This window comes from Curtobacterium sp. 'Ferrero', assembly GCF_002412165.1.
Classification (GTDB): Bacteria; Actinomycetota; Actinomycetes; order Actinomycetales; family Microbacteriaceae; genus Curtobacterium.
On record NZ_NXIA01000019.1, the window covers coordinates 42,934 to 56,467 of the forward strand.

General features: G+C 71.0%; 14 protein-coding genes and 1 tRNA gene. 6 read left to right on the plus strand and 9 right to left on the minus strand.

The genetic code is table 11. The features are described 5' to 3' along the window. Positions 1–10: 10 nt before the first annotated feature. From Csp2054_RS14705 to Csp2054_RS14715, 3 genes are all read left to right on the plus strand, one after another. Complete coding sequence (locus Csp2054_RS14705; RefSeq protein ID WP_096900207.1) at positions 11–1,705, plus strand: DNA repair helicase XPB; 1,695 nt, start codon at positions 11–13, stop codon at positions 1,703–1,705. Positions 1,706–1,837: 132 nt separating this feature from the next. After that, a complete protein-coding gene (locus Csp2054_RS14710; RefSeq protein ID WP_022903465.1) occupies positions 1,838–2,533 on the plus strand; it encodes a response regulator transcription factor in 696 nt (231 codons plus the stop codon). 90 nt (positions 2,534–2,623) lie between these two features. After that, complete coding sequence (locus Csp2054_RS14715) at positions 2,624–4,315, plus strand: sensor histidine kinase (protein WP_255252766.1); 1,692 nt, start codon at positions 2,624–2,626, stop codon at positions 4,313–4,315. Positions 4,316–4,470: 155 nt separating this feature from the next. On the opposite strand, the gene Csp2054_RS14720 is transcribed toward Csp2054_RS14715, so the two are convergent. From Csp2054_RS14720 to Csp2054_RS14750, 7 genes are all read right to left on the minus strand, one after another. Then, a complete protein-coding gene (locus Csp2054_RS14720) occupies positions 4,471–5,355 on the minus strand; it encodes a hypothetical protein (protein ID WP_096900209.1) in 885 nt (294 codons plus the stop codon). Positions 5,356–5,654: 299 nt separating this feature from the next. Then, the gene (gene groL, locus Csp2054_RS14725) at positions 5,655–7,274 is read right to left on the minus strand and encodes a chaperonin GroEL (RefSeq protein ID WP_096900210.1); all 1,620 of its coding nucleotides are present in this window, start codon (positions 7,272–7,274) and stop codon (positions 5,655–5,657) included. Positions 7,275–7,535: 261 nt separating this feature from the next. Next, positions 7,536–7,739 carry a cold-shock protein gene (locus Csp2054_RS14730; RefSeq protein WP_058726184.1) on the minus strand — a complete coding sequence of 68 codons (204 nt, stop codon included), beginning with the start codon at positions 7,737–7,739 and terminating at the stop codon, positions 7,536–7,538. Between the two features lie 179 nt (positions 7,740–7,918). Then, complete coding sequence (locus Csp2054_RS14735) at positions 7,919–8,512, minus strand: LytR C-terminal domain-containing protein (RefSeq protein WP_096900211.1); 594 nt, start codon at positions 8,510–8,512, stop codon at positions 7,919–7,921. After that, the gene (locus Csp2054_RS14740) at positions 8,509–8,808 is read right to left on the minus strand and encodes a DUF3263 domain-containing protein (RefSeq protein ID WP_255252767.1); all 300 of its coding nucleotides are present in this window, start codon (positions 8,806–8,808) and stop codon (positions 8,509–8,511) included. The genes Csp2054_RS14735 and Csp2054_RS14740 overlap by 4 nt, the downstream gene beginning before the upstream one ends. A 98-nt stretch (positions 8,809–8,906) precedes the next feature. Beyond that, positions 8,907–9,980 carry a DUF2332 family protein gene (locus Csp2054_RS14745; RefSeq protein WP_096900213.1) on the minus strand — a complete coding sequence of 358 codons (1,074 nt, stop codon included), beginning with the start codon at positions 9,978–9,980 and terminating at the stop codon, positions 8,907–8,909. Beyond that, positions 9,977–10,444, minus strand: coding sequence for a GNAT family N-acetyltransferase (locus Csp2054_RS14750; RefSeq protein WP_096900214.1), 468 nt, complete (start codon positions 10,442–10,444; stop codon positions 9,977–9,979). The genes Csp2054_RS14745 and Csp2054_RS14750 overlap by 4 nt, the downstream gene beginning before the upstream one ends. 56 nt (positions 10,445–10,500) lie before the next feature. Here Csp2054_RS14750 and msrB point away from each other — a divergent pair, with 56 nt between their 5' ends. Beyond that, entirely contained in the window at positions 10,501–10,902 is a 402-nt protein-coding gene (msrB, locus tag Csp2054_RS14755; RefSeq protein ID WP_096900215.1) for a peptide-methionine (R)-S-oxide reductase MsrB, read from the plus strand. A 33-nt stretch (positions 10,903–10,935) separates the two neighbouring features. After that, positions 10,936–11,008: transfer RNA gene (locus tag Csp2054_RS14760), tRNA-Thr, on the plus strand. Positions 11,009–11,226: 218 nt separating this feature from the next. Here Csp2054_RS14760 and Csp2054_RS14765 read toward each other — a convergent pair. Together Csp2054_RS14765 and Csp2054_RS14770 are read right to left on the minus strand one after the other, a co-directional pair. After that, positions 11,227–12,258, minus strand: a complete 1,032-nt coding sequence (locus Csp2054_RS14765) for an aldo/keto reductase (protein WP_096900216.1) — start codon at positions 12,256–12,258, stop codon at positions 11,227–11,229. 87 nt (positions 12,259–12,345) lie between these two features. Beyond that, entirely contained in the window at positions 12,346–13,125 is a 780-nt protein-coding gene (locus Csp2054_RS14770) for an alpha/beta fold hydrolase (RefSeq protein WP_096900217.1), read from the minus strand. A gap of 34 nt (positions 13,126–13,159) precedes the next feature. Here Csp2054_RS14770 and Csp2054_RS14775 point away from each other — a divergent pair. Beyond that, the coding region (locus tag Csp2054_RS14775) for an NAD(P)H-hydrate epimerase (protein WP_217990931.1) at positions 13,160–13,534 on the plus strand (375 nt) is incomplete at its 3' end.

Consider the following 13,534-nt stretch of genomic DNA (forward strand, 5'->3'; position numbering starts at 1 on the left):
CTGATCCGTCATGAACGGACCGCTGATCGTGCAGAGCGACCGCACGGTGCTGCTCGAGGTGGCACACCCGGACGCGGAGGACGCGCGCCACGAGCTCTCGGTGTTCGCCGAGCTGGAACGGGCTCCGGAGCACGTGCACACGTACCGGATCACGCGGCTCGGACTCTGGAACGCACGGGCGGCCGGGCACGACGCCGAGTCGATGATCTACACGCTCGAGCGCTTCGCGAAGTTCCCGGTACCGCAGAGCGTGACCGTCGACATCCGGGACACCGTGTCACGGTACGGGCGCCTGGTCATCCGGCGCGAGGAGCGTCCCGACGCTCCGGCGATCGCGAACTCCCCGGGCGAGGAACTCGAGCGCCAGCCCGTCCTGCTGCTCACCGCGACCGACCCGTCGATCCTCGCGGAGGTCACGCGGTCGAAGCGCATCAAGCCCCTCCTCGGCGACCAGCGTTCCCCCGAGGAGTTCGAGCTGCAGCCGTGGGCGCGCGGCCAGGTCAAGCAGGAGCTCGTCAAGCTCGGATGGCCGGCGGAGGACCTGGCGGGCTACACGCCGGGTCAGCCGCACCCGATCGACCTCGAGACCGCCGACTGGAGCCTCCGGCCGTACCAGGAGCAGGCCGTCGACACGTTCTTCGCGCAGGGGTCGGGCGTCGTCGTGCTCCCCTGTGGCGCCGGCAAGACGCTCGTGGGCGCGGGGGCGATGGCGACGGTGAAGGCCACCACGCTCATCCTCGTGACGAACACGGTGTCGGCGCGGCAGTGGCGGTCCGAGTTGCTGCGTCGGACGACCTTGAGCGAGGACGACATCGGCGAGTACTCCGGTGCGGTCAAGGAGATCCGACCGGTGACCATCGCCACCTACCAGATCCTCACCGCGCGGCGGAAGGGCGAGTACACGCATCTGTCGCTCCTCGACGCGCTCGACTGGGGGCTCATCGTCTACGACGAGGTCCACCTGCTCCCCGCACCGGTCTTCAAGCTGACCGCCGACCTGCAGGCCCGACGCCGGCTCGGCCTCACCGCCACCCTGGTGCGCGAGGACGGCCGCGAGGGCGACGTGTTCTCGCTCATCGGGCCGAAGCGGTACGACGCCCCGTGGAAGGAGATCGAGGCCCAGGGCTACATCTCACCGGCGTCCTGCTACGAAGTGCGCATCGACCTGCCGCACGGCGACCGGCTCGAGTACGCGGCGTCCGGTGACGACGAGCGGTACCGACTCGCCGCGACGACGCCCGCGAAGACCCCGGTGGTGCGCGAACTCATCGAGAAGCACCGCGGCGAGCAGATCCTGGTCATCGGGCAGTACATCGACCAGCTCGACGCCCTGGCGGAGTCGCTGGACGCCGCCGAGATCACGGGCGCGACACCGGTCGACGAACGTGAACGGCTGTTCCAGGCGTTCCGCACCGGCGAGATCGACGTGCTCGTCGTGTCGAAGGTCGCCAACTTCTCGGTCGACCTGCCGGACGCGACCGTGGCGATCCAGGTGTCGGGGTCGTTCGGCTCCCGACAAGAGGAGGCGCAGCGCCTCGGCCGGCTCCTCCGCCCGAACAAGGACGGTCTGCCGGCGTCTTTCTACACGCTCGTCACGCGGGACACGGTGGACCAGGACTTCGCGCAGAACCGGCAGCGGTTCCTGGCAGAGCAGGGGTACTCGTACACGATCCTCGATGCCGACCAGGTGGCCGCGGCCGCGTAGCGGCCCCATCCCAGCCGACGGACCACCGGTTCGGAGGCGCGGTGCCAGCCCGCACCGCGCCTCCAGGCCGCCCCGTGCTCACGCTCGCATCGCTCACAGCAAAGCCACAAGGAACGGTCAGAAGATGGGCGCATGAGCGATGGCCCCAAGATCCTGATCGTCGATGACGAGCCGAACATCCGCGACCTGCTGACGACCTCCCTGCGCTTCGCCGGTTTCGCCGTGCGCGCGGTGGGCAACGGCGCGCAGGCCATCTCCGCCGTGCTCGAGGAGGAGCCGGACCTCATCATCCTCGACGTCATGCTCCCGGACATGAACGGTTTCGGCGTCACCAAGCGCCTCCGCTCCTCGGGCTACACCTCGCCGATCCTCTTCCTCACCGCGAAGGACGACACCGAGGACAAGATCACCGGCCTGACCGTCGGCGGCGACGACTACGTCACGAAGCCGTTCTCTCTCGACGAGATCGTGGCCCGCATCAAGGCCATCCTCCGCCGCACGATGAACGACGAGGAAGACGCCATCATCCGCGCCGGCGAGCTCACGATGGACCAGGACACGCACGAGGTCACGATCGGCGACGCGCAGATCGAGCTCTCGCCGACCGAGTTCAAGCTGCTCCGCTACCTCATGCTCAACCCGAACCGGGTGCTGTCGAAGGCGCAGATCCTCGACCACGTGTGGGAGTACGACTTCAACGGCGACGCGGGCATCGTCGAGTCGTACATCTCGTACCTGCGCCGCAAGCTCGACCAGTACTCGGCCGAGCCGGTCATCCAGACCAAGCGCGGCTTCGGCTACATGCTCAAGGCGGCGAAGGCCTCGTAGCGCGCTCGTCGTCATGACGGGTTCTTCACGGCGGCCGTCCGGGTTCACCGGGCGCCCGCTGTCTATGGTTGGGACAACATGCACACGCGGATGAGTCGCTGGTGGGACGGGATCTCACTGCGCACCAAGATCACGGGGATCACCGTGCTGTTGGTGGCGCTCGGCCTGCTCGTGGCCGGGCTCGGCACCATGACCGTGCTGTCGACGTACCTGATGTCTCAGCTGGACGACAACGTCAAGCAGACGACCGAGCAGCTCGAGGGCCAGAACATCAGCGACGGCGAGCAGTACTGCAAGGTGTCGGTGGTGTTGTCGCAGACCGTGTACGTCGCGGCGTTCGACGACAGCGGCGACCAGATCTGCCAGACGAAGGCGTCGAGCCGTCCGGCGATCAGCGCCTCGCAGCTCGCGCAGGCGTCGCAGAGTTCCCAGCGGATCACCCTCTACGACGCCCAGCACGACCACGAGTGGCGCGCGCAGGTGATCCCGGCATCGCTGCAGAACCGCTCCGACGGCGTCACCGAGACCGGCTACGTGCTCGTCGCGGTGTCGAGTGCCAACACCGACCAGACGATCTTCCGGTTCACCGTCATCTTCCTGTTCTTCGGCATCTCGGTGATCCTGCTCGGGGCGATGCTCACCCGGCTGCTCGTGACCGCCACCTTCGACCCCCTGCGCGACGTCGAGGACACCGCCGCCCGGTTCGCCGCCGGTGACTTCAACCAGCGGCTCGAGGCGGACACCCCGAACACCGAGGTCGGCCGGCTCAACCGCTCCCTGAACTCCATGCTCGAGCGCATCGACTCCGCGTTCGAGGACCGGCAGCGCACCATCGACCAGATGCGCCGGTTCGTCGGCGACGCCTCGCACGAGCTCCGCACGCCCCTCGTGTCGCTCCGCGGGTACGCCGAGCTCTACCGCATGGGCGCTCTCCGCAAGGAGGAGGACGTCGCGCAGGCGATGGAGCGCATCGAGAAGGAGGCCCAGCGGATGGGGCTCCTCGTGCAGGACCTCCTCCAACTCGCCCGGATCGACGAGTCGAAGCCACTCGAGCTCGGGCCGGTCGACCTCGTCGCGATCGCCCGCGACTCCGCACTTGACACGATGGCGTCGAACCCCGACCGCGAGATCCAGGTGCTCGTCGAGGACTCGGTCACGGGCGAGAGCATCCCGCAGGCGGTCCGGCCCCCGGCGTTCGGCGACACCGGCGAGGTCCCGTCGTCACCGGCATCGGCAGCCGCGAACACGACCGGCCCGATCGCGTTCTCCCGGCAGACGATCGCTCGACTGCGGGCACGCCGGAACCGGGCGATGAGCCTCGACGCCGCCCCCACCGACGAGACGACCCCCCTGCCGACCGTCGTGCTGCCGAAGCGTCCGCCGATCGTCCTGGCCGAGGAGAACAAGATCCGCCAGGTCGTCACGAACCTCATGGGCAACGCTATGCGCTTCACGCCGTCGGACGACCCCATCGAGATCGGGATCGGCGTCGACGAGGACCGAGGGATGGCGAACATCGACGTCATCGACCACGGCGAGGGCATCCCCCCGCAGCTGCGCGACAAGATCTTCCAGCGGTTCTGGCGGGCCGACACCTCGCGTGCGCGGGACACAGGCGGCTCCGGGCTCGGGCTCGCGATCGTGTCCGGCATCGTGCAGGCGCACCACGGCTCGGTCGAGGTGTTCGACACCGAGGGCGGCGGCGCGACCTTCCGGGTGTGGCTGCCCCTGCTCCCCCGCGACTACACGCCCCCGGCGTCCGAGGCGTCCCCCGCCGCCTGACGCGCCCGGCGTCCGGCTGCGCCGCGCCCCGGCGTACGGCGCCCCGGCCGTTGCGGTTGGTCGCACAACATGCCGCTCAACTCCGCGCGAGGCGACACTGGGTGCGACCGCGGCGGACTACGCACGGCATGTCGTGCGACCAGCGCGAGCCACGATCACGCCGCCGTTCGTCTCCGACGGGCGAACGCCTGCCGGAGTCGCTCGAAGAGCACCGCCGGCCGTGATGCATCGGCGCGGGTGGCGTGGATGACGAGCCAGTCGTTGACCGCGAGACCGTTGTCCCGTCGTTGATCGTGCTCGAACGTGTCGCGCTCCCGGTGGTGGGCTCCGTCGTACTCGAGGGCGATCCGGTACTCCGGCCAGGCCATGTCGACGCGCGCGAGGAACAGCCCGTCCTTGTCGAAGACCTCCACCTGCAGCTGTGGCTCGGGAAAGCCGGCGTCGACGACCGCGAGCCGGAGCCACGTCTCCATCGGCGAGTCCGCTCCGACCCGCACGAGGTCGAGCACGGCTCTGGCGACCGCGTTCGCGTGACTCCCCGGGACGATCGCTGCCGCGAGTTCATCGACCGTCGACGGTCCCCCGACCCGGACGAGGTGGTCTGCGACCGCTACCGATTCGCGGAGGGTGAGGAGCCGAACGCTCTCGCGCCACGCCTGCGCGGGCTCGCTGACTCGGACACCACCCCGGACGGTCACGTGGGCACCGTGGCGACGACGGTGCCCGACGACTCCGCGCCGGCGCATCACCGGCCCGCTCCCCGCAGTCGTCACGTGCACGGCCCCGTCGACCACTCGAGAGGGGAGCGGAGCGCCCCAGATGACGAGCGCCGACGTGTGGCTGACGTACTGATCCGAGCGGAGGACGAGCGCGACTGCGCGGACGAGCGGCATCGCGGAGTCGGTCGTGCGCACGCCGCGCGTCGGTCGGACGAGGTCGGCCCGACGAAGCCTGTTCGGCCCGACGCCGGCCTCCAGGGCGTCACGGACGAGGAACACCTCAGGATCGAGTTCCGCGGGCAGCGGGCGGGGCTTGGTCATCCCGAGAGTCTCGGGCCGGGGCGTGCCCGGCGACCTGCTCCGGACGCAACCTGTGGAGAACGAGCCGAGCCGCGCCTCCCGTGCGGAACGCAGCGGTCGCACGACATGCCACCTGCGCGACGGCGTGGTCGCACGAACGGTCGCCCGCCGGCGCTAGAGCCGACACGTTCTGCGACCAGCGCCCCCAAGACAGCACGCGCACACGCACGCGCGCACGCCGCCGCGCGCGCCCGACGCCCCCGCACACGCGGAAGGGCCCCCGCACGCGCAGTGTGCGAGGGCCCTTCCGACCACCGGGACTAGAAGTCCATGCCACCCGTGGGGTCGCCGGCCGGCATGGCCGGGGCCTTCTCGGGCTTGTCGGCGACGACGGCCTCGGTCGTGAGGAACAGACCGGCGATCGACGCCGCGTTCTGCAGCGCCGAGCGCGTGACCTTGGCCGGGTCGATGATGCCCGCGGCGACGAGGTCGACGTACTCACCGGTCGCGGCGTTGAGGCCGTGACCCGACTCGAGCTCGCGGACCTTGGCGGCGACGACGCCCGGCTCGAGACCGGCGTTCAGCGCGATCTGCTTGAGCGGCGCGTCGATGGCCACGCGGACGATGTTCGCACCGGTCGCCTCGTCACCCTCGAGGGTGAGCGAGTCGAGCGCGACGGACGCCTGGATGAGGGCGACACCACCACCGGCGACGATGCCCTCCTCGACGGCGGCCTTCGCGTTGCGGACGGCGTCCTCGATGCGGTGCTTGCGCTCCTTGAGCTCCACCTCGGTCGCGGCACCGGCCTTGATGACCGCCACGCCACCGGCGAGCTTCGCGAGGCGCTCCTGGAGCTTCTCGCGGTCGTAGTCGGAGTCGGTCGCCTCGATCTCGGAGCGGATCTGACGGACGCGGCCCGCGATCTGCTCCTCGTCGCCGGCACCCTCGACGATGGTCGTCTCGTCCTTGGTGATGATGACCTTGCGGGCCTTGCCGAGCAGGTCGAGCGTCGCGTTCTCGAGCTTGAGGCCGACCTCTTCCGAGATGACCTGGCCGCCGGTGAGGATCGCGATGTCCTGCAGCATGGCCTTGCGGCGGTCGCCGAAGCCCGGGGCCTTGACGGCGACGGACTTGAAGATGCCGCGGATCTTGTTCACGACGAGGGTCGCGAGCGCTTCGCCGTCGACGTCCTCGGCGATGATGAGGAGCTGCTTGCCCGCCTGGATCACCTTGTCGACGACCGGCAGCAGGTCCTTGATGTTCGAGATCTTCGAGTTGACGATGAGGATGTACGGGTCCTCGAAGACGGCCTCCTGGCGCTCCGGGTCCGTCACGAAGTACTGCGACAGGTAGCCCTTGTCGAAGCGCATGCCCTCGGTGAGCTCGAGCTCGGTGCCGAAGGTGTTCGACTCCTCGACGGTGACGACGCCTTCCTTGCCGACCTTGTCGATCGCCTCGGCGATGAGCTCACCGATGGTGGTGTCGGCGGCCGAGATCGACGCGGTGGCGGCGATCTGGTCCTTGGTCTCGATGTCCTTCGCGTTGGCGAGGAGCTGGTCGGAGACGGCGGCGACGGCCTTCTCGATGCCGCGCTTGAGCGACACGGGGTCGGCACCGGCGGCGACGTTGCGGAGGCCCTCGCGGACGAGCGCCTGGGCGAGGACGGTCGCGGTGGTGGTGCCGTCACCGGCGACGTCGTCGGTCTTCTTGGCGACCTCCTTGACGAGCTCGGCGCCGATCTTCTCGTACGGGTCGTCGAGCTCGATCTCCTTGGCGATGGAGACACCGTCGTTCGTGATCGTGGGGGCGCCCCACTTCTTCTCGAGGACGACGTTGCGGCCGCGCGGGCCGAGCGTCACCTTCACGGCGTCGGCCAGGGTGTTCAGGCCGCGCTCGAGGCCGCGACGGGCCTCCTCGTCGAAAGCAATGATCTTAGCCATGTGAGTTTCTCGTCCCTCCCGGACGTCGTCATGGGGGTCGTGCTGGCACTCCGCGTGCGTGAGTGCCAACGCCGATTCTGGCACTCGACGGGTGTGAGTGCAACACAGCCGGGAGGCACCTGGCGACTTCCCGGGTCATGTCCGGTCCGCCGGTCGGTCGGTGGACCCGCGAGCGCACCGCGCGCTGCGCACGGGCGACGCCCCGCACACGACGGACGCGCCGTCCCTGTGGGGACGGCGCGTCGTGGATCGTCGTGGGTGTCAGGCGGGCCGCACTGCCTCCGCCTGCGGGCCCTTCGCGCCGGTGCCGACGTCGAACGTGACCGCCTGCCCCTCCTCGAGGACCTTGTAGCCCGACATGTCGATGGCCGAGTAGTGCACGAAGACGTCCTGGCCACCTCCGTCGACGGTGATGAAGCCGAAGCCCTTCTCGGCGTTGAACCACTTGACCGTTCCGTTGGCCATGATTGTTGCTCCCTGGTGGTGCTGCTGCGATCGGCGGCGCCGACGGTGCGGCACCTCGGAGCGACTCTTGCGCACCCGCAGCGATTCGACAAGGGGTGTGACGTTCTTTCACGACGATGCCGTGAGAACGCAACGCGCCGGAAACACCACCGTCACGAGGACGGCACGGAACGGGTCGCTCAGCCGGTGTAGTCGGCTCCGAGCACCACCGTCACGTCGGCGTTCGGGAACGCCGCCGACTGCTGCACCGCGGTCGTGCCGAGGGACTTCGCGATGCCCTGGGCGACGGCCGCCGAGGCCGCCTGCCGGTAGTACACGATCGTCTGCGTCGACCCGGTCGTGCCCGCGTCGCCGGTCGACGTGATCTTCCACCCGGCACCGGTCAGCGCCGTGGTCGCACGCCCGGCGAGGCCCGTCGTGGTCGTCCCGTTCAGCACGACGACGCTCGTGGTGCCCTGCTGCGCGGGGGTCGCAGCCGCCGCTGCCCCCGAGCCTGCCCCGGTGCTGCTCGACGGCGAGGCGGACGGCGACGTGGTCGCCTTCGGCGTGCTCGTCGCCGACGGTGTCGTGGCGGTCCCGCTGTCCGGCGTGGACACGCTGCCGCTGAGGAGCGCGAGCACGAGCACCCCGATACCGACGAGCACGCCGGTCGCGAGCGCGGCCCAGGCGAACACGATCCAGCCGCGGCCGCGACGCTGCGGTCCGCGGTGCGCGCCGACCCGCGGCCCCTCGGTGACGTCGTCGAACCGGTCTCGGGGGTAGTGCTCGGTCATCGGTCCTCTTCACGTGGGTCGGGAGCTGCCCCGGGCTGCACGAACCGCCGTGCCGCGCGGGCCGCGGTCCGTGCGCGCCGCAGCCGCTGCAGCCGGGTCACCAGCTGCGGGTCGTGTGCCAGCGCCGCCGGGGAGTCGATCACCCGGTCGAGCACCTGGTAGTACCGCGCCGGGGACATCTCGAACTCGACCCGGATCTCGGCCTCCTTGGAGCGGTCGTGCCGTGCCCGGTCGTGCTCGAACGCGAGCACGCGCAGGTCGAGCTCACTGAGCGCGTCTGCGGGGGTGGTGGTCACTACCGGGTTCCGATCGGGGACGGGGAACGGGTCTCGCACATCGTAGGGGCGGTGTGCTGCCGGACCCTGGCACGGGGCTGGACTGTCGCGAACACCGGTCACAGGTTCGGGTCGCGGAGCCACCGCACCCGCGTGCCGAACGGGTCGGTCACCGCCACGGCGACGCCGTCGAGCGAGACGGTCGCGAACGCGCCGGGGTCGTCGACGTCCACCGTGTCCGGGAGCGTCGACCGGACGCCCGCGAGGATCCCGGTCCGCTCCAGGGCGATCCAGTGCACGTCCCGCTCCCGGAGCCGGTCGACCACGCGCTGGCGGTCGGGGCCGGGCACGTACACGAGCGTCCCGGTCGTCAGGACGACCGGGAGGCAGTCGTCCAGCAGGTGGTCGAGTGCGCGGTCCAGGTCGCCCGGCAGGGCTCCGCGCAGCCGGACGCGAGGCACGGCGAGCGCCGCCGACGCCGCTTCTCGCATCAGGGCGGTGCGGTCCGTCGCCTCGGGGGGAACCGCCTCGACCAGGCGGTCGAACGCGCCCGGCACGGCCAGGTCGATCGGGTTCGGGTCGAGCGTCACCCGTGCGCCGACGACGATCGGCCGCGCTGCCGGTGCCGGGACGGGCCCCGTGGCAGTGGCGGTGAGGTGCAGTGCGGGCTCGCCGGCCGCGGTGTGCATCCGCACGCGTTCGGTCCGCGCCCCCGGACGGACCCCGCGCCCCGTACCGACGGGGCGCGGAGTCCGTCGCGGGGCGCGCTCCGGCCCGTCGGACCCGATGACGTAGTCGAGCGTGACGCGGTCCGGGATCGCGCAGAGCCCCGCCGCGGCACCCGCGTCGACGAGCCCGAGCGGGCGCGACGTCCGCTCGGCGAGCGCCGCGAAGAGCGGGACGACCGGTGCGAGCCGACGCGGGTCGTTGGCCTGCACCGTGGCGGAGGCGAGCGCCGTGACGAACGCGGGCCGTGCCTCCCGTCCGAGTGCGCGGAGCGCGTCGGGGTCAGACGGGTCGGCGCCCAGCCGACGGGCGACCGCGAAGACCAGCTCCGGCTGGCGGCGCTGCTCGGGCACCTCGTCGAGGAGCGCGACGAGGGTGTCGTCGACGGACCGTGCCCACGCCGCGTAGGACGGCGAGACCGCCTCGATGCGGTCGGCGTAGGCGCGGTAGCGGTCGCGCGTCGTCACGCGCGGTGCATCCCGACGTGCCGGATGCCGGCCTCGACGTAGGGCTCGCCGAACCGGACGAAGCCGTGTCGCTCGTACAGCCCGGCGACGTACTCCTGTGCGTGCAGGACGAACGGCTCGTGCCCGTGCTCCGCGAGGACCGCGGCGACCAGGCGACCGGCGATGCCCTTCCCGCGGTGTCCGGGATCGGTCGCGACCCGGCCGATCACCCAAGACGGCGGTGCGGAACCGTCGGGGTGCGGCTCGTCCGGTGCCGGTCGGACCAGGCGCAGGTACCCGACCGCTGCGGTGTCGGTTCCGAACCACCAGTGCTCGGTGTCGGCGTGGCGGTCGCGGCCGTCGAAGTCCTCGGCCGTGACGCGTTGCTCGAGGGCGAAGACGCGGTTGCGGAGCACCACGATGCCGTACAGTTCGTCCGTCGTCAGGCGGTCCCAGCGGGCACAGCGCACGGAATGTTCGGACATCGGCGCGAGTTTACTGGAGGTGGCCGTCCACCAGCGGCCGGAAGCAGGAGGAAGCAATGGCATACAACGTCGACAAGTCCGACGCCCAGTGGCGCGAGGAGCTCTCCCCGGACCAGTACGCCGTCCTGCGTCAGGCCGGCACGGAGCGCCCGTGGACGGGTGAGCTGCTGGACGAGGAGCGCGCCGGCGTCTACACGTGTGCGGCGTGCGGTGCGGAGCTGTTCAAGAGCGGCACGAAGTTCGACTCCGGCTGCGGCTGGCCGTCGTTCTACGAGTCGGTCCGGCCCGAGGCCGTGCAGCTCATCGAGGACAACTCGCTCGGCATGCAGCGCACCGAGGTCCGCTGCGCGAACTGCGGCTCCCACCTGGGCCACGTGTTCCCGGACGGCTTCGGCACCCCGACGGGCGACCGCTACTGCATGAACTCGATCTCGCTGAACTTCCAGGCGAACGAGTGAGCCCGGACGCGTCCCGCTAGAGTGGGCGCGTCAGCCGGCATGGCGCAATTGGTAGCGCACCGTACTTGTAATACGGGGGTTGCGGGTTCGAGTCCCGCTGCCGGCCCTGCTGATCCGGGTCCTCGACCCGCGGCGAGCAAAGCGGAGGCCCGGGCGAGTGATCGCCCGGGCCTCCGGCGTACGTGGAACACGGATCAGGGGGTGTTCCTCATCGCTCGACACGGTAACCAGCCGGTCGTGGCACGAGGATGACACCTCACCGAAGTGGATGTAAACCGGTCCGTGCCGGATTCGCGGCTTCCCGCACGAACGCGCAGCGGACGGTCAGCGACCGCCCGTGATCTTCCGCTCCCGCTGCGCGACACCCGCGGTGCCGTAGGGGTAGTCGTCGATCCGCGGCGCGCTGACCTCGTTCAGGCGGTCGAGCTCTGCGGGGTCGAGCACCAGGTCCGCTGCACCGAGGTTGTCCTCGAGTTGCGAGACCGTCCGCGCGCCGAGGATGACGCTCGTGACCGCGGGGCGGGCGAGCAGCCACGCGAGCGCCACCTGCGACTTCGAGGCGCCGTGCGCGTCGGCGATGGCGGACACGGCGTCGAGGACGGCCCACGTGCGCTCGTCGGAGTTGCGGGCCTCCCAGGCCTCCATGCCGCGCTGCGGGTTCTCGCCGAGGCGGGTGGCCCCGGTCGGTGCCTCGTCGCGCTGGTACTTGCCGGAGAGCCAGCCACCGGCGAGGGGCGACCACGGCAGCAGTCCGATCCCGGCGTCGAGGCACGCGGGGACGACCTCGTGCTCGATGTCGCGGACGAGGAGGTTGTACTGCGGCTGCAGGGTCACGGGCGGTGCCCATCCGTGCGCCTTGGCTTCGTAGACCGCCTTCGTCACCTGGTAGCCGAGGTAGTTCGAGAAGCCGTACGACCCGATCTTGCCGGCCGAGACGGCGTCGTCGAGGAAGCGCAGGGTCTCCTCGATCGGCGTCAGCGCGTCCCACGCGTGCATCTGGTACAGGTCGATGGTCTCGACGCCGAGCCGCTCCAGCGAGGCGTCGAGGGCACGGGACAGGTGCCGGCGGGAGAGACCGAGGTCGTTCGGCCCGTCACCCTGCGGGAAGCGGCCCTTCGTGGCGAGGACGACCTGCTGGGCCTCGGTCGGGTGGGCCTTGAGCCAGCGGCCGATGATCCGCTCGGACTCGTTGCCGGAGTACACGTCCGCCGTGTCGACCAGGGTGCCGCCCGCGGCGACGAACGTGTCGATGATCTGGTGGGAGGTGGGTTCGTCGGCCTCACTGCCGAACGTCATGGTGCCGAGGGTCAGCGTCGACACCGATGTCCCGCTGTTGCCGAGGAGTCTGTAGTCCATGGCCGGGACGGTACGCCGGGGCTGCTCTCCCAGCGAGGACCTGCGAGTACCCCTCAGCGCACCCCGGACACGGTGCGCCGCGGACGCTCAGCCCCGCAGGAACGCGATCGCCGCCTGCCGGAAGTCCCGCGACGTCGGGGCGTTGAAGTGGTTCCGCCCCGGGATCTCGAAGAACGCGGCGTCCGGTGCCGCCGCCGCGAGCCGGACCGCGCTGTCCTTGATGCCGTCCTCGCTCCCCGCCGCCATGAGCAGCGGCTGCGCGGGTGCGTTCGCCGGCGTCGGCTCGATGCTGTCCCGCATGCCCTCGACCATCGCGACGAGCGCCCGCAGGTCGTTGCCCTCGACGTTCCCCGCCATGGTGAGGTACCCGTTCGTCACGCGGTCCTCGATCGGGGTCCCGTCGGCCAGGTACGCCTTCGCCTGGTCGACGGCGACCCGGCGCATCGGGTCGGCGTCCGGGATGCCGCCGAGGACGGCGCGCGAGACCCGGTCGGGCAGCTGCTCGGCGGTGTGCCACCCGACCCGCGCTCCGAGGGAGTAGCCGAGGTAGGCGACGTCGTCGAGCAGGTACGTGTCGATGACGGTCACGACGTCGGCGACGAGCGCCTGCATCGAGTAGGCCGACGGCTCGTGCGGCTTCGAGGACGCGCCGTGCCCGCGCTGGTCGATCGCGACGACGCGGTAGCCTGCCCGGACCAGGTCGCGGGTCCAGCCGGAGGCGTGCCAGTTGAGCAGGGCGCCGGATGCGAACCCGTGCACGGCGACGACGACAGGGGCGTCCGGGTCGCCGAAGTCGTAGGTGGCGATCTGGAGGCCGTCCGGGGACATCACGGCACGGGGACGGGGCGCTTCGGGGACGAGTGACATGTCGCCTCCAGGCTAGCGGGGCACTGTGGACGGCATGGACGGGTACGGGGCCGATCAGATCCGCGCGGCCGAGCGGCCGCACCTCGACGCGGGCGAACCGCTCATGCAGCGCGCGGCGGACGGCCTCGCGCGGATCGTCGCCGGGCTCCTCGACGACCCGGCGGTCCGGCCGGGTGACGGTCCGGGGTCGGTCCTGCTGCTGGTGGGCAGTGGCGACAACGGCGGTGACGCACTGTTCGCGGGTGCCCGCCTGGCATCGGACGGGAGGCACGTGACGGTGCTGCGCGTCGGCTCGCGTGTCCACGAGGCGGGCCTGGCAGCGGCGCTGGGCGCCGGGGCGCGCCTGCTGGACGGCCCGGACGACGCGGGCGGCACGCCGGCGACGGCCGCTGCGGGCCCTGCGGGCGCG

Bases quoted from the DNA above. Each gene is read 5' to 3' on its own strand.
- Csp2054_RS14705 (WP_096900207.1), top strand. From the start codon at position 11: ATGAACGGACCGCTGATCGTGCAGAGCGACCGCACGGTGCTGCTCGAG.
- Csp2054_RS14710 (WP_022903465.1), top strand. From the start codon at position 1,838: ATGAGCGATGGCCCCAAGATCCTGATCGTCGATGACGAGCCGAACATC.
- Csp2054_RS14715 (WP_255252766.1), top strand. From the start codon at position 2,624: ATGAGTCGCTGGTGGGACGGGATCTCACTGCGCACCAAGATCACGGGG.
- Csp2054_RS14720 (WP_096900209.1), bottom strand. From the start codon at position 5,355: ATGACCAAGCCCCGCCCGCTGCCCGCGGAACTCGATCCTGAGGTGTTC.
- groL (WP_096900210.1), bottom strand. From the start codon at position 7,274: ATGGCTAAGATCATTGCTTTCGACGAGGAGGCCCGTCGCGGCCTCGAG.
- Csp2054_RS14730 (WP_058726184.1), bottom strand. From the start codon at position 7,739: ATGGCCAACGGAACGGTCAAGTGGTTCAACGCCGAGAAGGGCTTCGGC.
- Csp2054_RS14735 (WP_096900211.1), bottom strand. From the start codon at position 8,512: ATGACCGAGCACTACCCCCGAGACCGGTTCGACGACGTCACCGAGGGG.
- Csp2054_RS14750 (WP_096900214.1), bottom strand. From the start codon at position 10,444: ATGTCCGAACATTCCGTGCGCTGTGCCCGCTGGGACCGCCTGACGACG.
- msrB (WP_096900215.1), top strand. From the start codon at position 10,501: ATGGCATACAACGTCGACAAGTCCGACGCCCAGTGGCGCGAGGAGCTC.
- Csp2054_RS14765 (WP_096900216.1), bottom strand. From the start codon at position 12,258: ATGGACTACAGACTCCTCGGCAACAGCGGGACATCGGTGTCGACGCTG.
- Csp2054_RS14770 (WP_096900217.1), bottom strand. From the start codon at position 13,125: ATGTCACTCGTCCCCGAAGCGCCCCGTCCCCGTGCCGTGATGTCCCCG.